The organism is Amycolatopsis lurida, assembly GCF_900105055.1.
GTDB classification, from domain to species: Bacteria; Actinomycetota; Actinomycetes; order Mycobacteriales; family Pseudonocardiaceae; genus Amycolatopsis; species Amycolatopsis lurida.
In genome coordinates this window covers 7,383,082-7,399,712 of record NZ_FNTA01000004.1, presented here as the reverse complement: position 1 = coordinate 7,399,712, position 16,631 = coordinate 7,383,082, and the positions used below count along the sequence as shown (strand labels likewise).

Annotated in this window: 17 protein-coding genes; 10 read left to right on the top strand and 7 right to left on the bottom strand. The window is 70.1% G+C overall.

Annotation, left to right across the window (positions count from 1 at the left end; all coding sequences use genetic code 11):
- A complete protein-coding gene (locus tag BLW75_RS40145) occupies positions 1 to 636 on the bottom strand; it encodes a helix-turn-helix transcriptional regulator (protein ID WP_034323907.1) in 636 nt (211 codons plus the stop codon).
- Positions 637 to 729: 93 nt separating this feature from the next.
- Here BLW75_RS40145 and BLW75_RS40140 point away from each other — a divergent pair, with 93 nt between their 5' ends.
- From BLW75_RS40140 to BLW75_RS40125, 4 genes are all read left to right on the top strand, one after another.
- The gene (locus BLW75_RS40140; protein WP_034323843.1) at positions 730 to 3,003 is read left to right on the top strand and encodes a helix-turn-helix domain-containing protein; all 2,274 of its coding nucleotides are present in this window, start codon (positions 730 to 732) and stop codon (positions 3,001 to 3,003) included.
- A complete protein-coding gene (locus BLW75_RS40135) occupies positions 3,000 to 3,647 on the top strand; it encodes a TetR/AcrR family transcriptional regulator (RefSeq protein ID WP_034323841.1) in 648 nt (215 codons plus the stop codon). Before BLW75_RS40140 ends, BLW75_RS40135 begins: the two co-directional genes overlap by 4 nt.
- A 152-nt stretch (positions 3,648 to 3,799) precedes the next feature.
- Positions 3,800 to 4,465: a helix-turn-helix transcriptional regulator gene (locus BLW75_RS40130; protein WP_034323839.1), complete on the top strand. Its 666-nt coding sequence runs from the start codon at positions 3,800 to 3,802 to the stop codon at positions 4,463 to 4,465.
- A 146-nt stretch (positions 4,466 to 4,611) separates the two neighbouring features.
- Complete coding sequence (locus BLW75_RS40125; RefSeq protein ID WP_034323904.1) at positions 4,612 to 5,847, top strand: glycosyltransferase; 1,236 nt, start codon at positions 4,612 to 4,614, stop codon at positions 5,845 to 5,847.
- A 129-nt stretch (positions 5,848 to 5,976) separates the two neighbouring features.
- Here BLW75_RS40125 and BLW75_RS40120 read toward each other — a convergent pair whose 3' ends face one another.
- Positions 5,977 to 6,558 carry a TetR/AcrR family transcriptional regulator gene (locus tag BLW75_RS40120; RefSeq protein WP_034323836.1) on the bottom strand — a complete coding sequence of 194 codons (582 nt, stop codon included), beginning with the start codon at positions 6,556 to 6,558 and terminating at the stop codon, positions 5,977 to 5,979.
- Positions 6,559 to 6,638: 80 nt separating this feature from the next.
- On the opposite strand from BLW75_RS40120, the gene BLW75_RS40115 reads away from it, so the two are divergent.
- Together BLW75_RS40115 and BLW75_RS40110 are read left to right on the top strand one after the other, a co-directional pair.
- Complete coding sequence (locus BLW75_RS40115) at positions 6,639 to 8,213, top strand: MDR family MFS transporter (RefSeq protein ID WP_034323834.1); 1,575 nt, start codon at positions 6,639 to 6,641, stop codon at positions 8,211 to 8,213.
- Between the two features lie 7 nt (positions 8,214 to 8,220).
- Positions 8,221 to 8,682, top strand: a complete 462-nt coding sequence (locus tag BLW75_RS40110; protein WP_034323832.1) for a universal stress protein — start codon at positions 8,221 to 8,223, stop codon at positions 8,680 to 8,682.
- Here BLW75_RS40110 and BLW75_RS40105 read toward each other — a convergent pair.
- Complete coding sequence (locus BLW75_RS40105; protein WP_034323829.1) at positions 8,596 to 9,564, bottom strand: DMT family transporter; 969 nt, start codon at positions 9,562 to 9,564, stop codon at positions 8,596 to 8,598. The genes BLW75_RS40110 and BLW75_RS40105 overlap by 87 nt on opposite strands.
- Positions 9,565 to 9,636: 72 nt before the next feature.
- Between BLW75_RS40105 and BLW75_RS40100 the strand changes: the two genes are divergently transcribed.
- Entirely contained in the window at positions 9,637 to 10,551 is a 915-nt protein-coding gene (locus BLW75_RS40100; RefSeq protein ID WP_034323828.1) for a LysR family transcriptional regulator, read from the top strand.
- 179 nt (positions 10,552 to 10,730) lie between these two features.
- Here BLW75_RS40100 and BLW75_RS40095 read toward each other — a convergent pair whose 3' ends face one another.
- Together BLW75_RS40095 and BLW75_RS40090 are read right to left on the bottom strand one after the other, a co-directional pair.
- Complete coding sequence (locus BLW75_RS40095) at positions 10,731 to 11,885, bottom strand: serine hydrolase domain-containing protein (RefSeq protein ID WP_034323827.1); 1,155 nt, start codon at positions 11,883 to 11,885, stop codon at positions 10,731 to 10,733.
- Positions 11,886 to 12,086: 201 nt separating this feature from the next.
- A complete protein-coding gene (locus BLW75_RS40090) occupies positions 12,087 to 12,446 on the bottom strand; it encodes a nitroreductase/quinone reductase family protein (RefSeq protein ID WP_034324618.1) in 360 nt (119 codons plus the stop codon).
- A 63-nt stretch (positions 12,447 to 12,509) separates the two neighbouring features.
- Here BLW75_RS40090 and BLW75_RS40085 point away from each other — a divergent pair, with 63 nt between their 5' ends.
- On the top strand, positions 12,510 to 13,151 hold the full coding sequence (locus BLW75_RS40085; RefSeq protein ID WP_034324619.1) for a TetR/AcrR family transcriptional regulator C-terminal domain-containing protein: 642 nt from the start codon (positions 12,510 to 12,512) through the stop codon (positions 13,149 to 13,151).
- A 1-nt stretch (position 13,152) separates the two neighbouring features.
- Here the strand turns inward: BLW75_RS40085 and BLW75_RS40080 are convergent, their stop codons facing one another.
- Positions 13,153 to 13,788, bottom strand: coding sequence for a TetR/AcrR family transcriptional regulator (locus BLW75_RS40080; RefSeq protein WP_034324621.1), 636 nt, complete (start codon positions 13,786 to 13,788; stop codon positions 13,153 to 13,155).
- 77 nt (positions 13,789 to 13,865) lie between these two features.
- Here BLW75_RS40080 and BLW75_RS40075 point away from each other — a divergent pair, with 77 nt between their 5' ends.
- The gene (locus tag BLW75_RS40075; protein ID WP_034324622.1) at positions 13,866 to 14,822 is read left to right on the top strand and encodes a zinc-dependent alcohol dehydrogenase family protein; all 957 of its coding nucleotides are present in this window, start codon (positions 13,866 to 13,868) and stop codon (positions 14,820 to 14,822) included.
- 82 nt (positions 14,823 to 14,904) lie between these two features.
- Complete coding sequence (locus tag BLW75_RS40070; RefSeq protein ID WP_241784215.1) at positions 14,905 to 15,966, top strand: hypothetical protein; 1,062 nt, start codon at positions 14,905 to 14,907, stop codon at positions 15,964 to 15,966.
- Between the two features lie 10 nt (positions 15,967 to 15,976).
- Here the strand turns inward: BLW75_RS40070 and BLW75_RS40065 are convergent, their stop codons facing one another.
- Positions 15,977 to 16,564 (bottom strand): TetR/AcrR family transcriptional regulator, encoded by a 588-nt coding sequence (locus tag BLW75_RS40065; protein WP_034324624.1) that lies wholly within the window; start codon positions 16,562 to 16,564, stop codon positions 15,977 to 15,979.
- Positions 16,565 to 16,631: the final 67 nt, after the last annotated feature.

The following is a 16,631-nucleotide window of genomic DNA, read 5'->3' as shown; positions in this document are numbered from 1 at the left end:
TCAGATGAGCCCTTCGCGGAGCGCGTACGCCACGACATGCGTGCGGTTGCGCAGCTTGAACCGGCTGAGCAGGCCGTGCAGGATGTTCTTCACGGTCCGGTCGGAGTAGGCCACCCGCCGGGCGATCTCACCGGTGTCGAATCCTTCCGCGAGCAGGCGGAGCACTTCGGTTTCGCGCGGCGACAACCCGCTGAGCGTGAGTTCCCGCGGCTCGAGAACTTCTTTGTGCAGCCGCGAAATCCCGCGGAGCAGGCTGCCGAGCTGCTCGGCGGGCAGATCACCCCGGCCGGCGTGGGCGTCGGCGACCGCGCGCAGCAGCCGTCCCGGCGTCGCCTCGGAGCGCGCGACGACGACGGCGAGCCCGCGTTCCACCGCGGCCCAGATCTCGGCCTGGTTGGGCTGATCGGCCACCAGGACCAGCCGGGCGGACCCGGCCGGGATGAGCCGTGGGTCGTCCTCCGCGACGGCGACGAGGACGTCGGCCTGCGCCGGGTCGTCGCGCAAGCTGATGCCGGGCCCCTCGCCGAGCGCGCTGTGCAGCCCGGCCCGCACGAGCGGATCGGTGGCGTGCACGGCGACCCGGATCTCTTCGGCCCGGACGATCGGGCGGACGGGCGTCGTCATGATCGTCGACATGCCTTCCAGGTAACCGGCCCCCGAGAACACGGGACAAGCGGAAGCGGGGGGCAGCTTTTCGTCATCGGAAGCCTGCCGGTTGAATGGGCCGCGGTGGACACGAACGAGAAGCGGTCGGTGTTCGGCGAGCTCCTGCTCGAACACCGGCGGGCCGCGGGGTGGACACAGGGGCGCCTCGCCGAGGCTTCCGGTATCAGTGTCCGTGCCCTGCGCGAGCTGGAGCGTGGCCGCGCGCGAGCCGCCCAGCGACGCTCCGCCGAGGTGCTGGCCGACGCGCTCGGCCTGACCGGTGGCGACCGGGAGTTCTTCCTGACCGTCGCCAAACAGGGACGCCGCCGGAATCCGGCACTGGCCGCCCAGGTCGCGGCGACCTGCGCGCTGCCCGCGCCCACCGCGGATCTGTCCGGCCGCGAAAGCGAACTGGAGCAGCTGTCCGCGAAGGTCGCCGAAGGTGGTGGCGTGGTCGCGATCGTCGGGCAGGCCGGGGTCGGGAAGACCGCGCTCGCGGCGACCGCCGCGGATCTGTGGCGCGCGGAATTCCCGGACGGGGGTTACGCGGTGGACCTGCGCGGGATGGACGAACGACCGCTCAGCGCCGGGACCGCGCTCGACCGGCTGTTGCGCGCGCTGGACGTCGCGCCGGGGCAGGTGCCCGCCTCCGAAGCCGAACGGTCGTCGTTGCTGCGGATGCTGCTCGACGGCCGGAAGGTCCTGCTGCTCCTCGACAACGCGGCCGACGAAGCGCAGATCCGGCCGTTGCTGGTCACCGGACCCGGTTCCCTCACGCTGGTCACCTGCCGCCGGACGCTCGCCGGGCTCGAAGGCGTCCGGTGGCTCGCCCTCGAAGCGCTTTCGGACGACGGCGCGATGGGCCTCCTCGCCAGGATCATCGGCGCCGACCGGGTCGACGCGGAGCCCGCCGCGGCACGCGAACTGGCCGAGCTGTGCGGGTATCTGCCGCTCGCGCTCCGCATCGCGGGCAACCGGCTCGCCACCCGGCCGCAGTGGTCCCTGGCCCAGCTCGCCGACCGGCTGCGCGACGAAAGCACCCGGCTGCGCGCGCTCGCCGCGGGTGATCTGCGGCTGCGCTCGGCGTTCGACCTGTCCTACCGCGCGGTCTCACCCGAGGCTCGGCGGCTGTTCCGGCTGCTGGCGACCGTGCCCGGCCCCGACTTCGGTCTCGAACTCGCGGCCATCGTCTCCGGCGCGTCGCCCGCCGACGTCCGCGACCAGCTCGACGAACTCGTCGACGCCAGCCTCCTGCAGGCCACGGCGGATCCTGAACGGCACCAGTTCCATGACCTGATCCGCCTGTTCGCCGAGGAACGGTTCGAGGCGGAGGAGGACGCGGCCGCGCGGGACACCGTGCTCACCCATCTGCTCGGCAAGGCGGCGGAGGCGGCCAGGCTGTTCTATCCCAAGGCCACGGAGACCGGCCGGTTCGGCTCCCGGGACGAGGGCGCCCGCTGGCTGGACGTCGAAGGCGGGAACTGGGTCGCCGCGCACCGGGTGGCCGCGAGGAACGGCATGCACCGGGAGGTCAGGGACCTGGCCATCGCGTTGCACTGGTACTCCGACGGGCGGAGCGCCCAGCGGCCGTGGTGGGAGATCTTCTCGCTGGGCGCGGCCGCGGCGAACGCGCTCGGCGACGCCGGGGCCGAGGCGAAGCTGCTCAACTTCGTCGGCTGGGCGGCCAGTGTCTGCCTCGGCGACGACGAGGGCGCTGTGGCGTCTCACCGCCGCGCGCTGGACATCGCCGTCAGGATCGGCGACCGCGTCGAGCAGACCTGGGCGTCCATCTACCTCGGCCAGGTGCTGCGGTTGACCGGAAAGGACGACGAAGCGTTCGAGTTCGCGAAGCGCGGGTACGAGCTGGCGGGCGAACTTCCCTTCTGGGACGGGCAAACCACGGCGCGGAACGTCTACGGGCGCGCGCTGCTCAACGCCGGACGGCATGCCGAAGCGCTCGCCGTGCACCGGGCCGTGCTCTCCGACGCCGAGCGGCTGGCAGGCGACACGTATCCGGGTTTCCATCGGCTGCTGAAGGCCCTGACCCTGCGCGCCATCGGCGACGTGCTCGGTGATCTCGCCGAATGGCGGGAGGCCGCGGGCCACTACCGCACCAGCCGGTGGCTCGCGTGGGAAGGCGGTTTCGACGCCCTCGAGGCGACCTGCGCTTTCCGTGAAGGGCGGGCCTGGCGGGAGGCCGGCGCCTTCGAGGAAGCCAGGGAATGCCTCGCCATGGCCGTGGACCTCTCCAAGGGGCCGTCGCTCGGCGCGCTGCGCGAGCAGGCTTCGGCCGAACTGGCGCTCCTGCCCGCGGAGCGCCGACTAAGCTTCGGGCCGACAGAGCGGGAGGACCGATGACGGACGCGGACGGGAAGAGCCCGCGGGAGCGCTATCGCGACCAGGTGCGCGCGGAGATCAAGCAGCACGCGTGGGAGCAGATCGCCGCCGCCGGGGTGCCCGCGTTGTCCCTCAACGCGATCGCCAAACAGGTCGGGATGAGCGGCCCCGCCCTGTACCGGTACTTCGCCAGCCGCGACGATCTCATCACCGCGCTCATCCGCGACGCGTACCGAAGCCTCGCCGACACCGTCCGCGCGGCGTTCGACGGCGGCGCCGATCTGGCCGGGCTCGCCGTCACCATCCGGGACTGGGCCCGGAGCGACCCGCAGCGCTACTTCCTCATCTACGGCACGCCCGTCCCCGGCTACCACGCGCCGGAGGACACCACCGCCATCTCGAGCGAGGTCATGGCCGTGCTGCTCGAAGCGTGCCGCCCGATCACCGTGGACGGACCGGAGACCCCGTTCGACAAGCATTTGGACGGTCACCGCGACTGGGCGGGCGACGATCCGGCCCCGTCCTCGACGCTGCACCGCGCGCTCTCTTTCTGGACCCGGCTGCACGGTGTGCTCTCGCTCGAACTCGCCGGTCACTTCACCGGCATGAAGTTCGACCCCGACCTGTTGATCGCGGACGAACTGGACGACCTCACATCCCGGTGACCCGATCACCTTCGCAGTGAACCTTTCCCGCCTGCCGGGCGTCTTGCCCTGTGACGTCGCCGCCGACCGCGGTTGACATACAACGTTGCAAGGTTATAGCTTCTAAGTACCGCAATAGCTATTAACGCTGGCGCTTCGGATGGGGACTTCGCATGATTCACGGGGAGAAGATCAGCAGGAGGACCGAGCGCGTCAGAGTCGCCGTGTACGCACCGGATCTGCTGGCCGGGCTCGGCACGACGAGCATCCTCGGCGCCGACGATCGGCTGGACGTGCTGCCCGACACCGACCTCGGGGCCGCCGAAGTCATCGTGACGGTCGGGGATTCGATCGGCGACGGGGTTTTCGCTTTCCTGCGCCAGGTTCGCGCCGCGTCGTCACTCGCGACGCCACCGAGATGCGTGATCGTCACCGACCATTTCCCGGTCCAGGTGCTGATGACGGCGATCGAATGCGGGATGGCCGCGTTGCTGCCGCGGCGCGAACTCGACGGCGAGCACCTGGTGCGGACGATCCTCGCGGTCAGCCAGGGCGCCGGTGCCCTGCCGCCGCGCCTGCAGGGCAGCCTGCTCTCCCAGCTCGAACGGATCCAGGAAGACCTGCTGGTGCCCAACGGTCTCGCGTTGTCCGGCCTGTCCGATCGCGAACGAGAAGTCCTCCGCCTGCTGGCCGACGGCCATGGCACGGAAGAGATCGCGGTCAAACTCGCCTATTCGGAGAGCACGGTGAAGAACGTCCTTCACCGGGTGATGTCCCGGTACGGCCTGCACAACCGCACGCACGCCGTCGCCTTCGCGTTGCGCACCGGCTCGATCTGACGGGACCCCCGTCCAGAGTGGACGGAAGAGAACCCTTTCCCCGCCCCCTTCAACTTATAGCGGACATGGGGGCTTGCGGCAAGACCAGGGTCGTCCCCCAGAATTGCCCGCCGAAGGCCATGATCTGCGGGAAGGGAAGTCGCGAAGTGCGTGTTTTGCTGACGACATGGGGGTCGCGCGGAGATGTCGAACCCCTGGTGGGGCTCGCCGTGGAACTGCGGAAGTTCGGTGCGGAAGCGCTGGTGTGCGCGCCTCCGGACGAGGAATTCGTGAACTTGCTGGAGCGGGCCGGGGTGCCGCTGATACCACTCGGCCCGACGGTGCACTCGGTGGTCGCCGGGCCGAAACCGCCGACGGGGGAAGACGCGCTGAAGCTGGCGCCGTCGCTGGTCGCCGCCCGGTTCGAAACGCTTTCCGCGGCGGCGGAGGAAGGATGCGACGCGATCCTGGCGACCGGACTGCTGCCCGCCGGTGCGCGGGACGTGGCGGAGAAACTGGGGATTCCTTACGTATACGCGTGTTTCCACATCTTCGGGTTGCCGTCGCGGCGCTTCGCCCCGGGGATCCGGCCGGGTACGCCGTCCCCGGAAGGCGAGACGGACAACCGGGTGCTGTGGCGGCAGGACGCGGAACGGGTCGATGCCCTGTACGGCGGTGCGCTCAACGAGCACCGGGTGGCGATCGGGCTGCCGCCGGTGGAGAACGTCCGCGATCACGTCTTCACCGGCACCCCCTGGCTGGCGGCGGACGAGGTTCTGTGCCCGTCGGCGGGAATGACGGATCTCGACATCGTCCAGACGGGAGCATGGATCCAGCCCGACGACCGTGCGCTCCCCGCAGAACTGGAGAAGTTCCTCGAATCGGGTGAGCCGCCGGTGTACGTGGGTTTCGGCAGCATGGCCGCGTACGCGCCGAAGGACATCGCACGGGTGGCCATCGAGTCCGCCCGCGCGCTGGGACGGCGGATCCTGCTCGCCCGCGGCTGGGCGGGTTTGACCTCGATCGACGACGCCGGTGACTGTTTCGTCGTGGGGGAGGTCAATCAGCAAGCGCTCTTCCGCCGGGTGGCCGCCGTCGTGCACCACGGCGGTGCGGGCACCACGACGACGGCTTCCCGGGCGGGCGTGCCCCAGGTGGTCGTCCCGCGGATCGCGGATCAGCCGTACTGGGCCGAGCGGGTGGCGGAACTGGGAATCGGCGTGGCGCACCAGGATCCGGCTCCGACCGGCGAGTCCCTGACGGCCGCGCTCGCCGCCGCCCTGTCCCCCGAGACCGGCGCGCGGGCGAAGGCCGTGGCGGACACGATCCGGACCGACGGGGCCACGGTGGCCGCGAAACTGCTCTTGGACACCGTCAGCGTACCGAGCCGACCGCCGGCTTGAGCACTTCTTCACACCACTGACGGAAGGTCGTCGGCGTCGTCGACGCCCGCCTCCTTGGCGAGCATCATGTCGACCATGCCGTGGGCCATCGCCTCGGACCAGCCTTGGCCGCGTTGCGTATGCCCTCGGTCACCGGAGCTGAACGCGGCCGAGCAACCGGTCGACCAACTCGGGAAGCGGCTGTTCTTCCGGACCTTCCAGCCACAGGATGTTCCCCGTCCGCAACGTGGCCAGGAAGGTCGCCGCGGTGAGCCTGGCCATCTCCTGCTCGAGGCCGTGCCCCCTGGCGAGCAGCACCGCGATCAGGTCGCGTTCGAGGGCGAACTGATCGCCCGCCTGCCGCGCGAGCAACGACGGATGCCGCCGCAGCAGCCGTAACTGCGCCACCCAATCACGGTCGGGAACGGGATGCGCGCGGTACAGCTCCCGGCTCGCCGCCCGCAGCGCCTGCCAGGGCTTCTCGCCCGGCGGTCTGCCTTCGACCAGCGTCACCAGCAGCCCGGTGCGCTCGCGGTCGGCGTGCAGGATCGCGTCCTCTTTGTTCGCGAAGTAGTTCGAGAACGTCCGGCGGGACACGCCCACCGCGTCGGCGATGTCCTCGACGGTCACGCCGTCCAGCCCGTGCTCCATCGCCAGCCGGAGCGCGGCCTCGTGCAGCGATTGCCGCGTCGCCGCCTTCTTGCGGGTGCGCAGCGTGTCGAGGGTGTCCACCAGGACAGCGTAGCGAGGGGAATAAAGTTCTCACTGCGCAAGTTTGCACAATGAGCAACAATGCCGCTCGAAAGGACGCCATGAAGACCGAGGGAACGACGGCGGAGGCACCGTCAGGGGCGATGGGGCACCGCCAGGTGCTCGAATCGCTGTCCGGTCTGCTGCTCGCGCTGCTCGTGGCGATGATCAGCTCGACGGTCGTGTCGACCGCCCTGCCGTTGATCATCGGCTCGCTGAACGGCACGCAGACGCAGTACACGTGGGTGGTCACGGCCACCCTGCTGGCGGCGACGGCCACCACGCCGATCTGGGGCAAGCTCGCCGATCTGTTCAACAAGAAGACGCTGGTCCAGATCGCGATCGTGATCTTCGTGGCCGGTTCGACGATCAGCGGATTCAGCCAGAACACCGAACAGCTGATCGCCGCCCGCGCGTTCCAGGGCATCGGCGTCGGCGGTCTCCAGGCGCTGGTCCAGGTGGTGATCGCGGCGATCATCCCGCCGCGGGAACGCGGCCGCTACAACGGTTACCTCGGCGCGGTCATGGCGGTCGCCACCGTCGGCGGCCCGCTGCTCGGCGGCCTGATCGTGGACGTGCCGTGGCTCGGCTGGCGCTGGTGCTTCTTCGTCGGCGTGCCGATCGCGGTGGCGGCGTTCATCGTGCTGCAGCGGACCCTGAAGCTGGAGACCGTGCGCCGGGAAGGCGTCCAGGTGGACTACCTCGGCGCGGGCCTGATCGCGGCGGGCGTGAGTGTCCTGCTGATCTGGGTCTCCTTCGTCGGCAACAGCTTCGACTGGCTGTCGTGGCAGACGGCCGTGATGGTGGCGGGCGGCGCCGTGCTTCTCGCCTTCGCCGTGGTGGTGGAACGGAAGGTCCGCGAACCCGTCGTCCCGCTGCACATCATCACCCAGCGCACCCCGGCGCTGGCGATCATCGCGAGCCTGGCGGTCGGGATGGCGATGTTCGGCGGCGCGGTGTTCCTCGGCCAGTACTTCCAGGTCGGCCGCGGCTACTCACCCACCGAAGCCGGTCTGCTGACCATTCCGCTGATGGGCGGCGTGCTCGTCTCCTCGACCGTGTCCGGGCGCCTGATCAGCCGCACCGGACGGATGAAGCCGTACATCGTGGCGGGCACGATCACCCTGGTGATCGGGTTCCTCGGGCTGGGCACCGTCGACCACGCCTCGCCGCTGTGGCTGGTCGGTGTCGCGATGGCGATCGTCGGCATCGGTGTCGGCATGACGATGCAGAACCTCGTGCTCGCCGTGCAGAACACCGTGCCGTTGCGGGATCTGGGCGCGGCCAGCGCCTCGGTCACGTTCTTCCGGTCACTCGGCGGCACCATCGGGGTCTCGGTGCTGGGCGCGGTGCTCGCGAACCGGGTCACCGCCGACCTGTCCACCGCGCTGCACGTGCCGGCGGGCCAGGCGTCGACGGGCAGCGTCAGCGCGCTCAACCTCAAGGCGCTGCCGCCGGAGGTCCAGACGATCGTGCACACCGTGTACGGCGACGCGACCGCGCACATCTTCCTGATCTCCGCGGCGGTGGGTGTCGTGGGCGTGATCGCGGCGCTGCTGCTCAAGCCGCTCACCCTGCGCACCACGCTCGACGTGGACACGGAAGAAGCCCCGGCGTCCGACGCGGTCGTCAGGTAGGCGCGTGATGACCGGCGCCTTCGAGTCCACTGTGGAGCGTTTCGGCCCGCCCCGGCACCACACGGGGCGGGCCATCCTGGCCGGGGTCGACGGCTCCGACACGGCGATGCGGGCGGCCGCCTTCGCCTTCGGCATGGCGCGACGCGAGGGCGGCAGGCTGATCGTCGCCTTCGTCTGCCGTCCGGCACTCGGTCCCGCGGTCGCGGCGACGATGGAACACGACACGGCAGTGCAGCTCTACGCGGAGATCCGCGAGCAGATCCGCGAAGCCGCCGAGGAACTGGAGGTGCCAGTCAGCTTCCTGAAGACCTACGGCGATCCGTACACCGCGCTCCGCGACACCGCCGACCGCAGCCAGGTCGACACCGTCGTGGTCGGCGCCTCACAGAAGGCCGGTCACCGGTTCGCGGGGTCGGTCGCGACCAAGCTCATCAGGGCCGGGCACTGGCCGGTGCTGGTGGTTCCCTGACGACCGGCCGCCGAGGAACGAAACGGCGCCCACCGCGGCGACGACGAGCGCGCACCCCGCCAGTTGCAGCGGGGTCGGCCACTGGCCGAGCAGGGCGGCACCGAACAGGATCGCGGCGGCGGGTTGCAGCATCAGCACGGCGGACCCGCCGCTCGAGGGCAGGGCGGACAGGGCCTTGCCGATCGGGAGCCAGCCGAGCACCTGCCCGGTCACGGCCAGCACGAACAGCCACAGCAACGCCGAAACCGGCGGTGTGACGTCGAGGTTTCCGGCGAACAGGCCCGAAAGGCCACCCACGCTCGCCGACGCCGCGGTCGCCGTGGCGAGCATCGTCGTCCGTCCGCCGCCGTCGGTTCCGGCGCGGCGCAACAGGATCAGGTAACCGGCGTACGCGACCCCCGCCAGGACCGCCATGACGGTGCCGTACCAAGGATCGCTGCCCGCGGCACCGCCGTCCGCCAGCCCACCGGCCAGCGCGGTCCCCGCCAGCATCACCGGGATGGACAGCCAGAACGATCGCGGCGGCCGCTCGCCGAACCACAGCAGGCCGGCCAGGGGGACGAGGACGACCTGGACGTTGACCAGTGCCGTGGCGACGCCCGCGCCGACGGAGAGGATCGCCTCGCTCCACAGCACCATGTCGATCCCGAGGAGGACGCCCGCCAGGACGTGGCGTCGCCGCGCGGCCGGAGCGGGGCGGTGTCCCCGTTCTCCGCAACGCGCCAAGATCACCAGGATCGGCAAAGCGAACAGGCAACGGAAGAACGTCGCCGTCGTCGAGCTGACCCCGGACAAGGCGACGAGCGGGGCGGACAGGGCGATCGCGAGGGCGCCGAGGACTCCTTGCGCCCTCGGATCGACGAAGAACCTGATGTGCCGCATGCCTTCGATTCGACCGCACGGCGGCGGGCAGGACCAGCGAGATCCTCTAACCACGAGGGTTAAGCTCGGCTAATGAGTGGTGATCTGTCCAATGTGGAACGGCTGCGGATGCTGCACGCCGTGTGGCGGCGGGGATCGCTCGCCGCGGCGGCCGAGCTGCTGCACGTGACACCGTCGGCGATCTCCCAGCAGCTGACCAAGCTGGAACGGGAGGCGGGCACCGGGCTCCTCGTCCGGCACGGGCGCGGCGTGCGGCTGACCCCGGCGGGGCTGCTGCTGGCGCAGCGCTCGGACCGGGTGCTCGCCGAACTCCGCGCCGCTCGCGCGGATCTGGACTCCCTCACCGGGGAGACGACCGGTGTGGTCGAGATCGGCGCCATCCCCTCCGGGGTGCATACGTTCATCGCACCGGCGCTCACTGGCCTCGCCGTCCATCACCCCGGCATCGAGGCGCGGCTGCACGAGGTCGAACCCGAAGTCGCCCTTCCCGCGCTGGCCGACGGGGTCTTCGACGTCGTGGTCGTCGAGAGCTGGGAGAACCTGCCGCTCACCCGGCCACCCGCGACCCGCTGGACCGAACTGCGCGACGACTCGGCGATGATCGTGCTCCCGGCCGGGCATCCGCTGGCCGGCGCGGATTCGGTGCGCGCCGGAGACCTCGCGGACGAGATCTGGGTCGCCTGGGCCCGGCCGACGCTGGCGAACGCCTGGATCCGCCAGACACTGCGCGAACGCGGGATCGAACCGATCGTGCGGCATACGGTCAGCGGATTCGGCACCCAGTTCGCCGTCGTCGCCGGGCTCGGCGCCGTCACGCTGGTGCCGGGCATGGCCACCACGATCGCGCCGCCGACCGTGGTGTGCGCCCCGCTCGAACCGGTACTGCATCGGCAGCTCTACGCCGTGCAGCCGCAGGGGGAAACACGGCCCGCTGTCGCGGAATGCGTCACGGCCCTGGTGGAGGCCGCGCGTACTTGGGGCTCTTGAGCGGCGAGGACGGCCCCAGTCCGTGAAGGCCTCGGTGCACGGACGGCGGTTTCGCGTGACTGGACGGGTGTCGGCCGTCTGATCACGCGTGTCGTCCGTCTGATCACGGGAAAACGCCGGTGCTGAACCTCGTGAGTGGTAAGGACGGTTAGAACCGTCCTTACCACTCACGAGGCGGGTCAGCGGCCGCAGAGGGCGTGGTCGATCACCGGGTCCAGCGGGTTGCCCGCCGGCGGTTCGGCACCGGGGTGGAACGGCGTGAGCGTGTTCAGCGAAACCATCACGCTGCGCTTGCCGTCCTCGGTCACGCCGTTCCCCGTCAGATAGCCGGGCAACGCGCCGCCGTGACCCCAGTAGTCACCACAGGAAACGGTCGACTTCACCAGGCCGAGCCCGTACGCGCCGAGTCCCGGCGCGGGCACCGTCTTCTTCATCTCGGCCAGCATCGACGGCGGGAGCACCTTGCCGCCCAGCAGCGCCCGAAGGAACTTGTTGCCGTCCTCGGTGGTGCTGTTGATCGATCCGTCCGCTCCCCCGCCCATCGACGGGTTCATCAATGTCACGTCCACCCGTCGCCCGAGCCGCGGCGGATTCGAGCCCTCGACGACGAACCGGTCGTACCCTCGCGCGTGCGGGGCCGGGATGAACGGCGACGTGTGCGGCAGGGTGGTCTCGCGCAGGTTCAGCGGACGGACGATCCGGTCGATGATCTCCTGCCGCCAGTCCCGGCCGGTCACCTTCTCGGTGATCATCCCGGCGAGCACGTAGTTGGTGTTGGAGTAGCCCCAGCTCTTCCCTGGCTCGAACGCCGGCGGCTTGCCGACCGCCAGCTTCACCGCCTCGGACGCGCTGAGCTCGTCGAACCGGTGACGCAGAAAGCCCTTCTCGGTGAAGAGATCGAGTTCCGCCATGTAGTCGTGCAGCCCGCTGGTGTGCTGCAGCAGCTGCCGGACGGTGATGGCCCTGCCGTCGTTGCCGTTCCCGCTCACCACCCCCGGCAGCCACCGGTCCACCTTGTCCTCCAAGGAAAGGCGCCCCTCTCCGACGAGCTGGAGCATCGTCGCGGACAGGAACGTCTTGCTGAAACTCGCGATCCGGAAATGCCCGTCCCACGGCACCGGGGTCCGGGTCCGCAGATCGCCGTGGCCGCTGCGCACCTTCACGCTGTCCCTGGCCGTGCTGACCTCCACGAGCGCACCGGGTGAACCGTTCGCCACGAGCGTGTCGGCGTCGCGCTGCAGTGTCCGCTGCAGCTGTGGCGTCGCGGAGGCGACGGCCGGGGAAACGAGCGTTGCCGCGCACACCGCGGCGATGACCACTGAAGTTCGTTTCATACCGCCAAAACTACGAAGCCACAGCGCATCGGGCATCGACCTGAAGGACGATGCCATCTCCCTCCCTGGTACTACTGGGAAAGAGGCCGAAGGTGTCGCGTCGGAGCGGGCGGCAGGCGCGGGGGTCGTGAGTGACAAGTGTCGTTAGAACGACACTTGTCACTCACGACCCCCGCGCCTGCCAGTCCGGGCAGGGTCGGCTCAGGGTTTCACGTCCATCCGGAGGAATTCGGTGATACGGAGGAGTTTCGGCGGGCGGGTCACTCCATCGGGGAATTCGGCCGCCCCCACGAGCCGCGGGCCGACGAGGTCCACTTCCCGTCCGTCGATCCGAAGCCGCGCTTTCCCCGCGGTCATGATGTTGCGCACCCAGTCCGCCTCCGGGCCGTACACCGGGACGAACAGGTAGCCGCCGTCGACGGGATGCGCGTCGAGCGGCGTGTGGCGGGTCTTTCCCGAGGCGCGGCCGATGTGGATCAGCACCGGGTACTTCCCTCCGGCGATCGCACGGGGGTTGAACACCCGCTTGTTGACGTGGCCCCACCATCTCGGCATCGGCATCGGACTCTCCCTTTCGATGGCCTTACAGTCGTAAGGCTGTCTTACGTCTGTAAGGTTGTCAATGTGCCGCCTCGCCGATCACTCACCAGGGACCGCGTACTGAAGGCCGCGATCGAAGTCGCCGATCGCGGTGGCGTGGAAGCGATGACGATGCGCCGGGTCGCGCAGCACCTGGGCGTGGAGGCCATGTCGCTGTACCACCACGTGCCGAACAAGGACGCGATCCTCGACGGCGTCGTCGACGCGGTGTTCGCGGCGATCGAGCTGCCCGGCACCGAAACCGGCGATTGGCGTGACGCCATCCGCGCTCGTGCTTCGTCCGCACGCGAGGTCCTGTCCCGGCACAGCTGGGCGCTGGGCCTCATGGACTCCCGCCGGAATCCAGGGCCGGCGACGCTACGCCACCACGATGCCGTCCTCGGCGTCCTTCGACGGGCGGGATTCACGCTTCCGATGGCGGTGCACGCCGTCTCGCTCATCGACAGCTACATCGGTGGATTCGTGTTGCAGGAGTCGAACCTCCCGCTGAGCGAAGACGTCCCGGGGGTCGCGGACGACATCCTCGGCAACCTGCCGCGGGACGAGTTCCCTTATCTGGCCGAGGTGATCACCGGACACGCCCAGCGGCCGGGCTACGACCACACGAAGGAATTCGCCTACGGCCTCGACCTCATCCTCGAAGGCCTCGAAGCCCGCAGGAAGTGACTCAGCCGGTCACCCCCGGCATCACGAGGGCCAGGCGCGCCACCGGCGGCAGCGGCGCCCGCGCCGGCCCGGCTCGGAAGGCCTGGATCACGAGCGCGGCGAACCGCCGGGACGCCGCCACCTGCGCGGCCGCCGAAGCGGCCTGGATCCCGTTGTTGGCCATGAGCATGAGGATCAGGTCGTCGAGGACGAAATCGGGGCGCAGCTTCCCGGAGTCCTTGGCCCGGTCCGCCAGCTCGGCGATCGCCTTGAGCGCGTAGTCGCGATCCGCGGTGAAGTCCACCGCCTTGGGAAAGGCCGACACGAAAGCCGCCGTGAATCCGCGATCGCGCGAATGCAGCTCACAGATCTTCTCGATCACGGAACAGAAACCGCGCCACGGATCCGGATCGGCGAGCCCCTCGTCGACGACGGCGTGACAGGTGCGCATCTGCCCGGCGAACGCCTCCGTCGCCAGGATCTCCTTGGTCGGGAAGTGGCGGTACAGCGTGGCGGGGCCGACTTCGGCGCGGCGCGCGACTTCCCGCAGCGGCACGTTCAGCCCCTCGGTGGCGAACAGCACGCGAGCCGCTTCGAGGATGCGTTCGCGATTGTCCACGGCGTCGGAGCGCGGGATCCGAGACAAATGATCGGTCACCGCTCTCACTTTAGCCAAAACGGACGGGGGCGTCCGTTAACGTCCGCCGGACCAGTGATCGACGACCAGGAGACGAAATGCGCGCAGTCGAGATCCGGACGTTCGGCGCCCCCGAGGGCCTCGCCGTGATCGACGTCCCCTCCCCCGTGCCCGCCGAGGGAGAAGTGCTGATCGACGTGGAAGCGATCGGTGTCGGCGGCGTCGACACCGTGATCCGCAGCGGCGCTCTCGCCGGATTCGGCTTCCGTGAAGGATTCATCCCCGGCAACGAGGTGGCCGGTACCGTCACGGCGGTCGGCGGCGGCGTCGATCCGGCTTGGGCCGGGCGGCGCGTCTGGGCGTTCACCGGCGAGGGCGGCGGTTACGTGGAACAAGTGGCCGTCGCGGCGGAGAAGATCCTTCCCCTTCCCGAAAACCTGTCCGCCACCGACGCGGTGGCCGTCGGGAGTTCCGGCATGGTGGCGCACTTCGCTCTCGCCCGCGCCCCTTTCACGTCGGGCGAATCCGTGCTGGTGCGCGGCGCGGCGGGCAGCATCGGGATCATGGCGGTGCAGCTCGCGGTGCGCGGTGGCGCCGGCGCCGTGGCGGTCACGACGTCCTCGGCCGAACGCGGCGACCGCCTGCGTGAGCTGGGGGCGACCCACGTCCTCGACCGTTCCGGCGAGGGGGACGGACCGGCGGGGTACGACGTCGTCATCGACATCGTGTCCGGTGTGGACATGCCGTCCTTCTTCGACCGGTTGAACCCGAACGGCCGCATGGTCGCCGTCGGAGTGGTCGCGGGCATGCCCCCGGCGGACTTCGGCGCGAAGCTGATGGCGGCCTTCCGGAAGTCCCTGTCGTTCGCGGCCTTCAGCGCGGACTCGATCCCCGAGCCGGATCGGCGGGTGGTGAGCGCGGAACACTTCGGCGCGGCGGCGCGCGGTGAACTGCGCCCGGTGGTGCACGAGGTGTTGCCGATGGAGAAAGCCGTTCTGGCGCACCGGAAGATGGACGACGGCGAAGTGTTCGGCAGGATCGTGCTCACCCCGTAGACCGGTCCATTGTGGAGTGCTGTGTCACCCGGTCAGTGCAAGTTTTCCCATCGCGTGCGCCGTCGCACTAGGCTGCCCACTCGTGCTCGATCCGATGCCCGAGGGACCCGGCTTCACGGCGGTCGGCCTGCGGCCGCTCTCCGGAGACGAGGGCACCGGCGCCTACTGCGTGAACGACGCCGGGGTGATCGTGGGCGAGTCGGGGTCGCGGCCGGTGCGCTGGGACCGCGATGGCCATCCCACGCCGCTGCCGATCCTCGACGGCTGTTCCGGCGGACGCGCGGTCAGCGTCAACGCCGAGGGTGTCATCGCGGGTTCGCTCCTCGCCGGAGAGCACCTCCGGCCCGTGTGCTGGCGGCCCGACGGCCGGATACGCGCGCTCGAACTCCCCGGCGGTGCGGTCTCCGGCACGGCGTGCCGGGTGAACGCCCGCGGGTCGGTACTGGGGAACGCGATGTGGCCGGGCTACCACTGGCGGGCGCTGCGCTGGGAACCCGGCGGCGAGACCGTCGAACTCGCCACCCTGCCCGGGAACGGCGAGACCCAGGGGCAGGACCTGAACGGGCTGGACGAGGTCGTCGGATCGGCCAGGACGGGCACGGGGGTCCGCACCGCCGTGCGCTGGACGCCCTCGGGGAAGATCAGCACACTTCCCCCGCCCCGCCGCGCGACGGCGTGCGGGATCACCGACTCCGGCGCCATTCTCGGCGACGGGGTCGTGTGGGATCGCGACGGAGGCACCGTCCTGCTGACCGGGGAACGGGACTTCTCCGCGGGGCAGGTCGTCCGGATCACCGGAGGAGGTTTCGCGATCGGCTGGGGCATGACCCCGGACCGGCACGGCATCGGCGCGCGCTGGGATCGCGACGGACGGCCCACCGTGCTCCGGCCCCTGCCTTCGGACGTCGCCAGTACGTGTTTCGACATCGACGAAGCCGGGACCGTCGTCGGCGAGTCCGTGAGCCTGGGAACGGTGCGGCCGGTGCGCTGGGACGCGGACGCGACACCCGTCCCGCTCCCGTCGCCTCTCGATATCACCGCGACCGTGGCCCAGCACATCAACGCGATCGGCACCGTCATCATCGGCTCCGGCTTCGCGGCGGACGGCTCCGCATACCGCGGGATCGCCTGGCACCGTTCGTGAAGCCGCCCGGTCAGGCCGTCGCGAGGTCGATCGCCCGTCGCATCGCCTCGTCGAGCGGAGTCCCGAGACGGAGGGCCGTTCGCCCGGCGGCGAAAACCGCCCCGGTGACGGCTCCGACCAGCACCGCGGCGTCGACCTCGTCGATCTCGCAGGCCCGGCACAGCGCGGCCGAAAGCCGCTCCTGAGCGTCGAAGGCACGCTGCAGCATCGTCGCGCGCACCGACGGCACCGACGTGATCAGGTGCAGCCGGATCCGCTCGGGCTCGGCACCCGGATCGCGGAGCCCCGCTCCGGCCTCGGTGAGCATCCCGAGCATCGCGCGCCGGAGAAGCCCGGCCGGTGTCTCGCCCTCCTCGCGCGCGGCGAGCACGTCCAGCCCCGCGCGCAGGATCTCCTCACCGTCGCCAGTGAGGAGGAGGTCTTCCTTCGTCGCGAAGTGGTTGAAGAAGGTCGCGGTGGACACCTCGGCGGCCGCGGCGATCTCCGCGGTGGTCGTCCGGTCGTAGCCCTGCCGTTCGAAGAGCCGGTACGCCGTCTCGATCAACACCTTGCGGGTGCGCCATTTCTTCCGCTCCCGCAAACCCGCCGGTTCCGTCATGTCATCACCATACTGGATCGACGCCAAAATTAGAGCTACTCTAATTTTAGAGTCAATCTACCCAAGG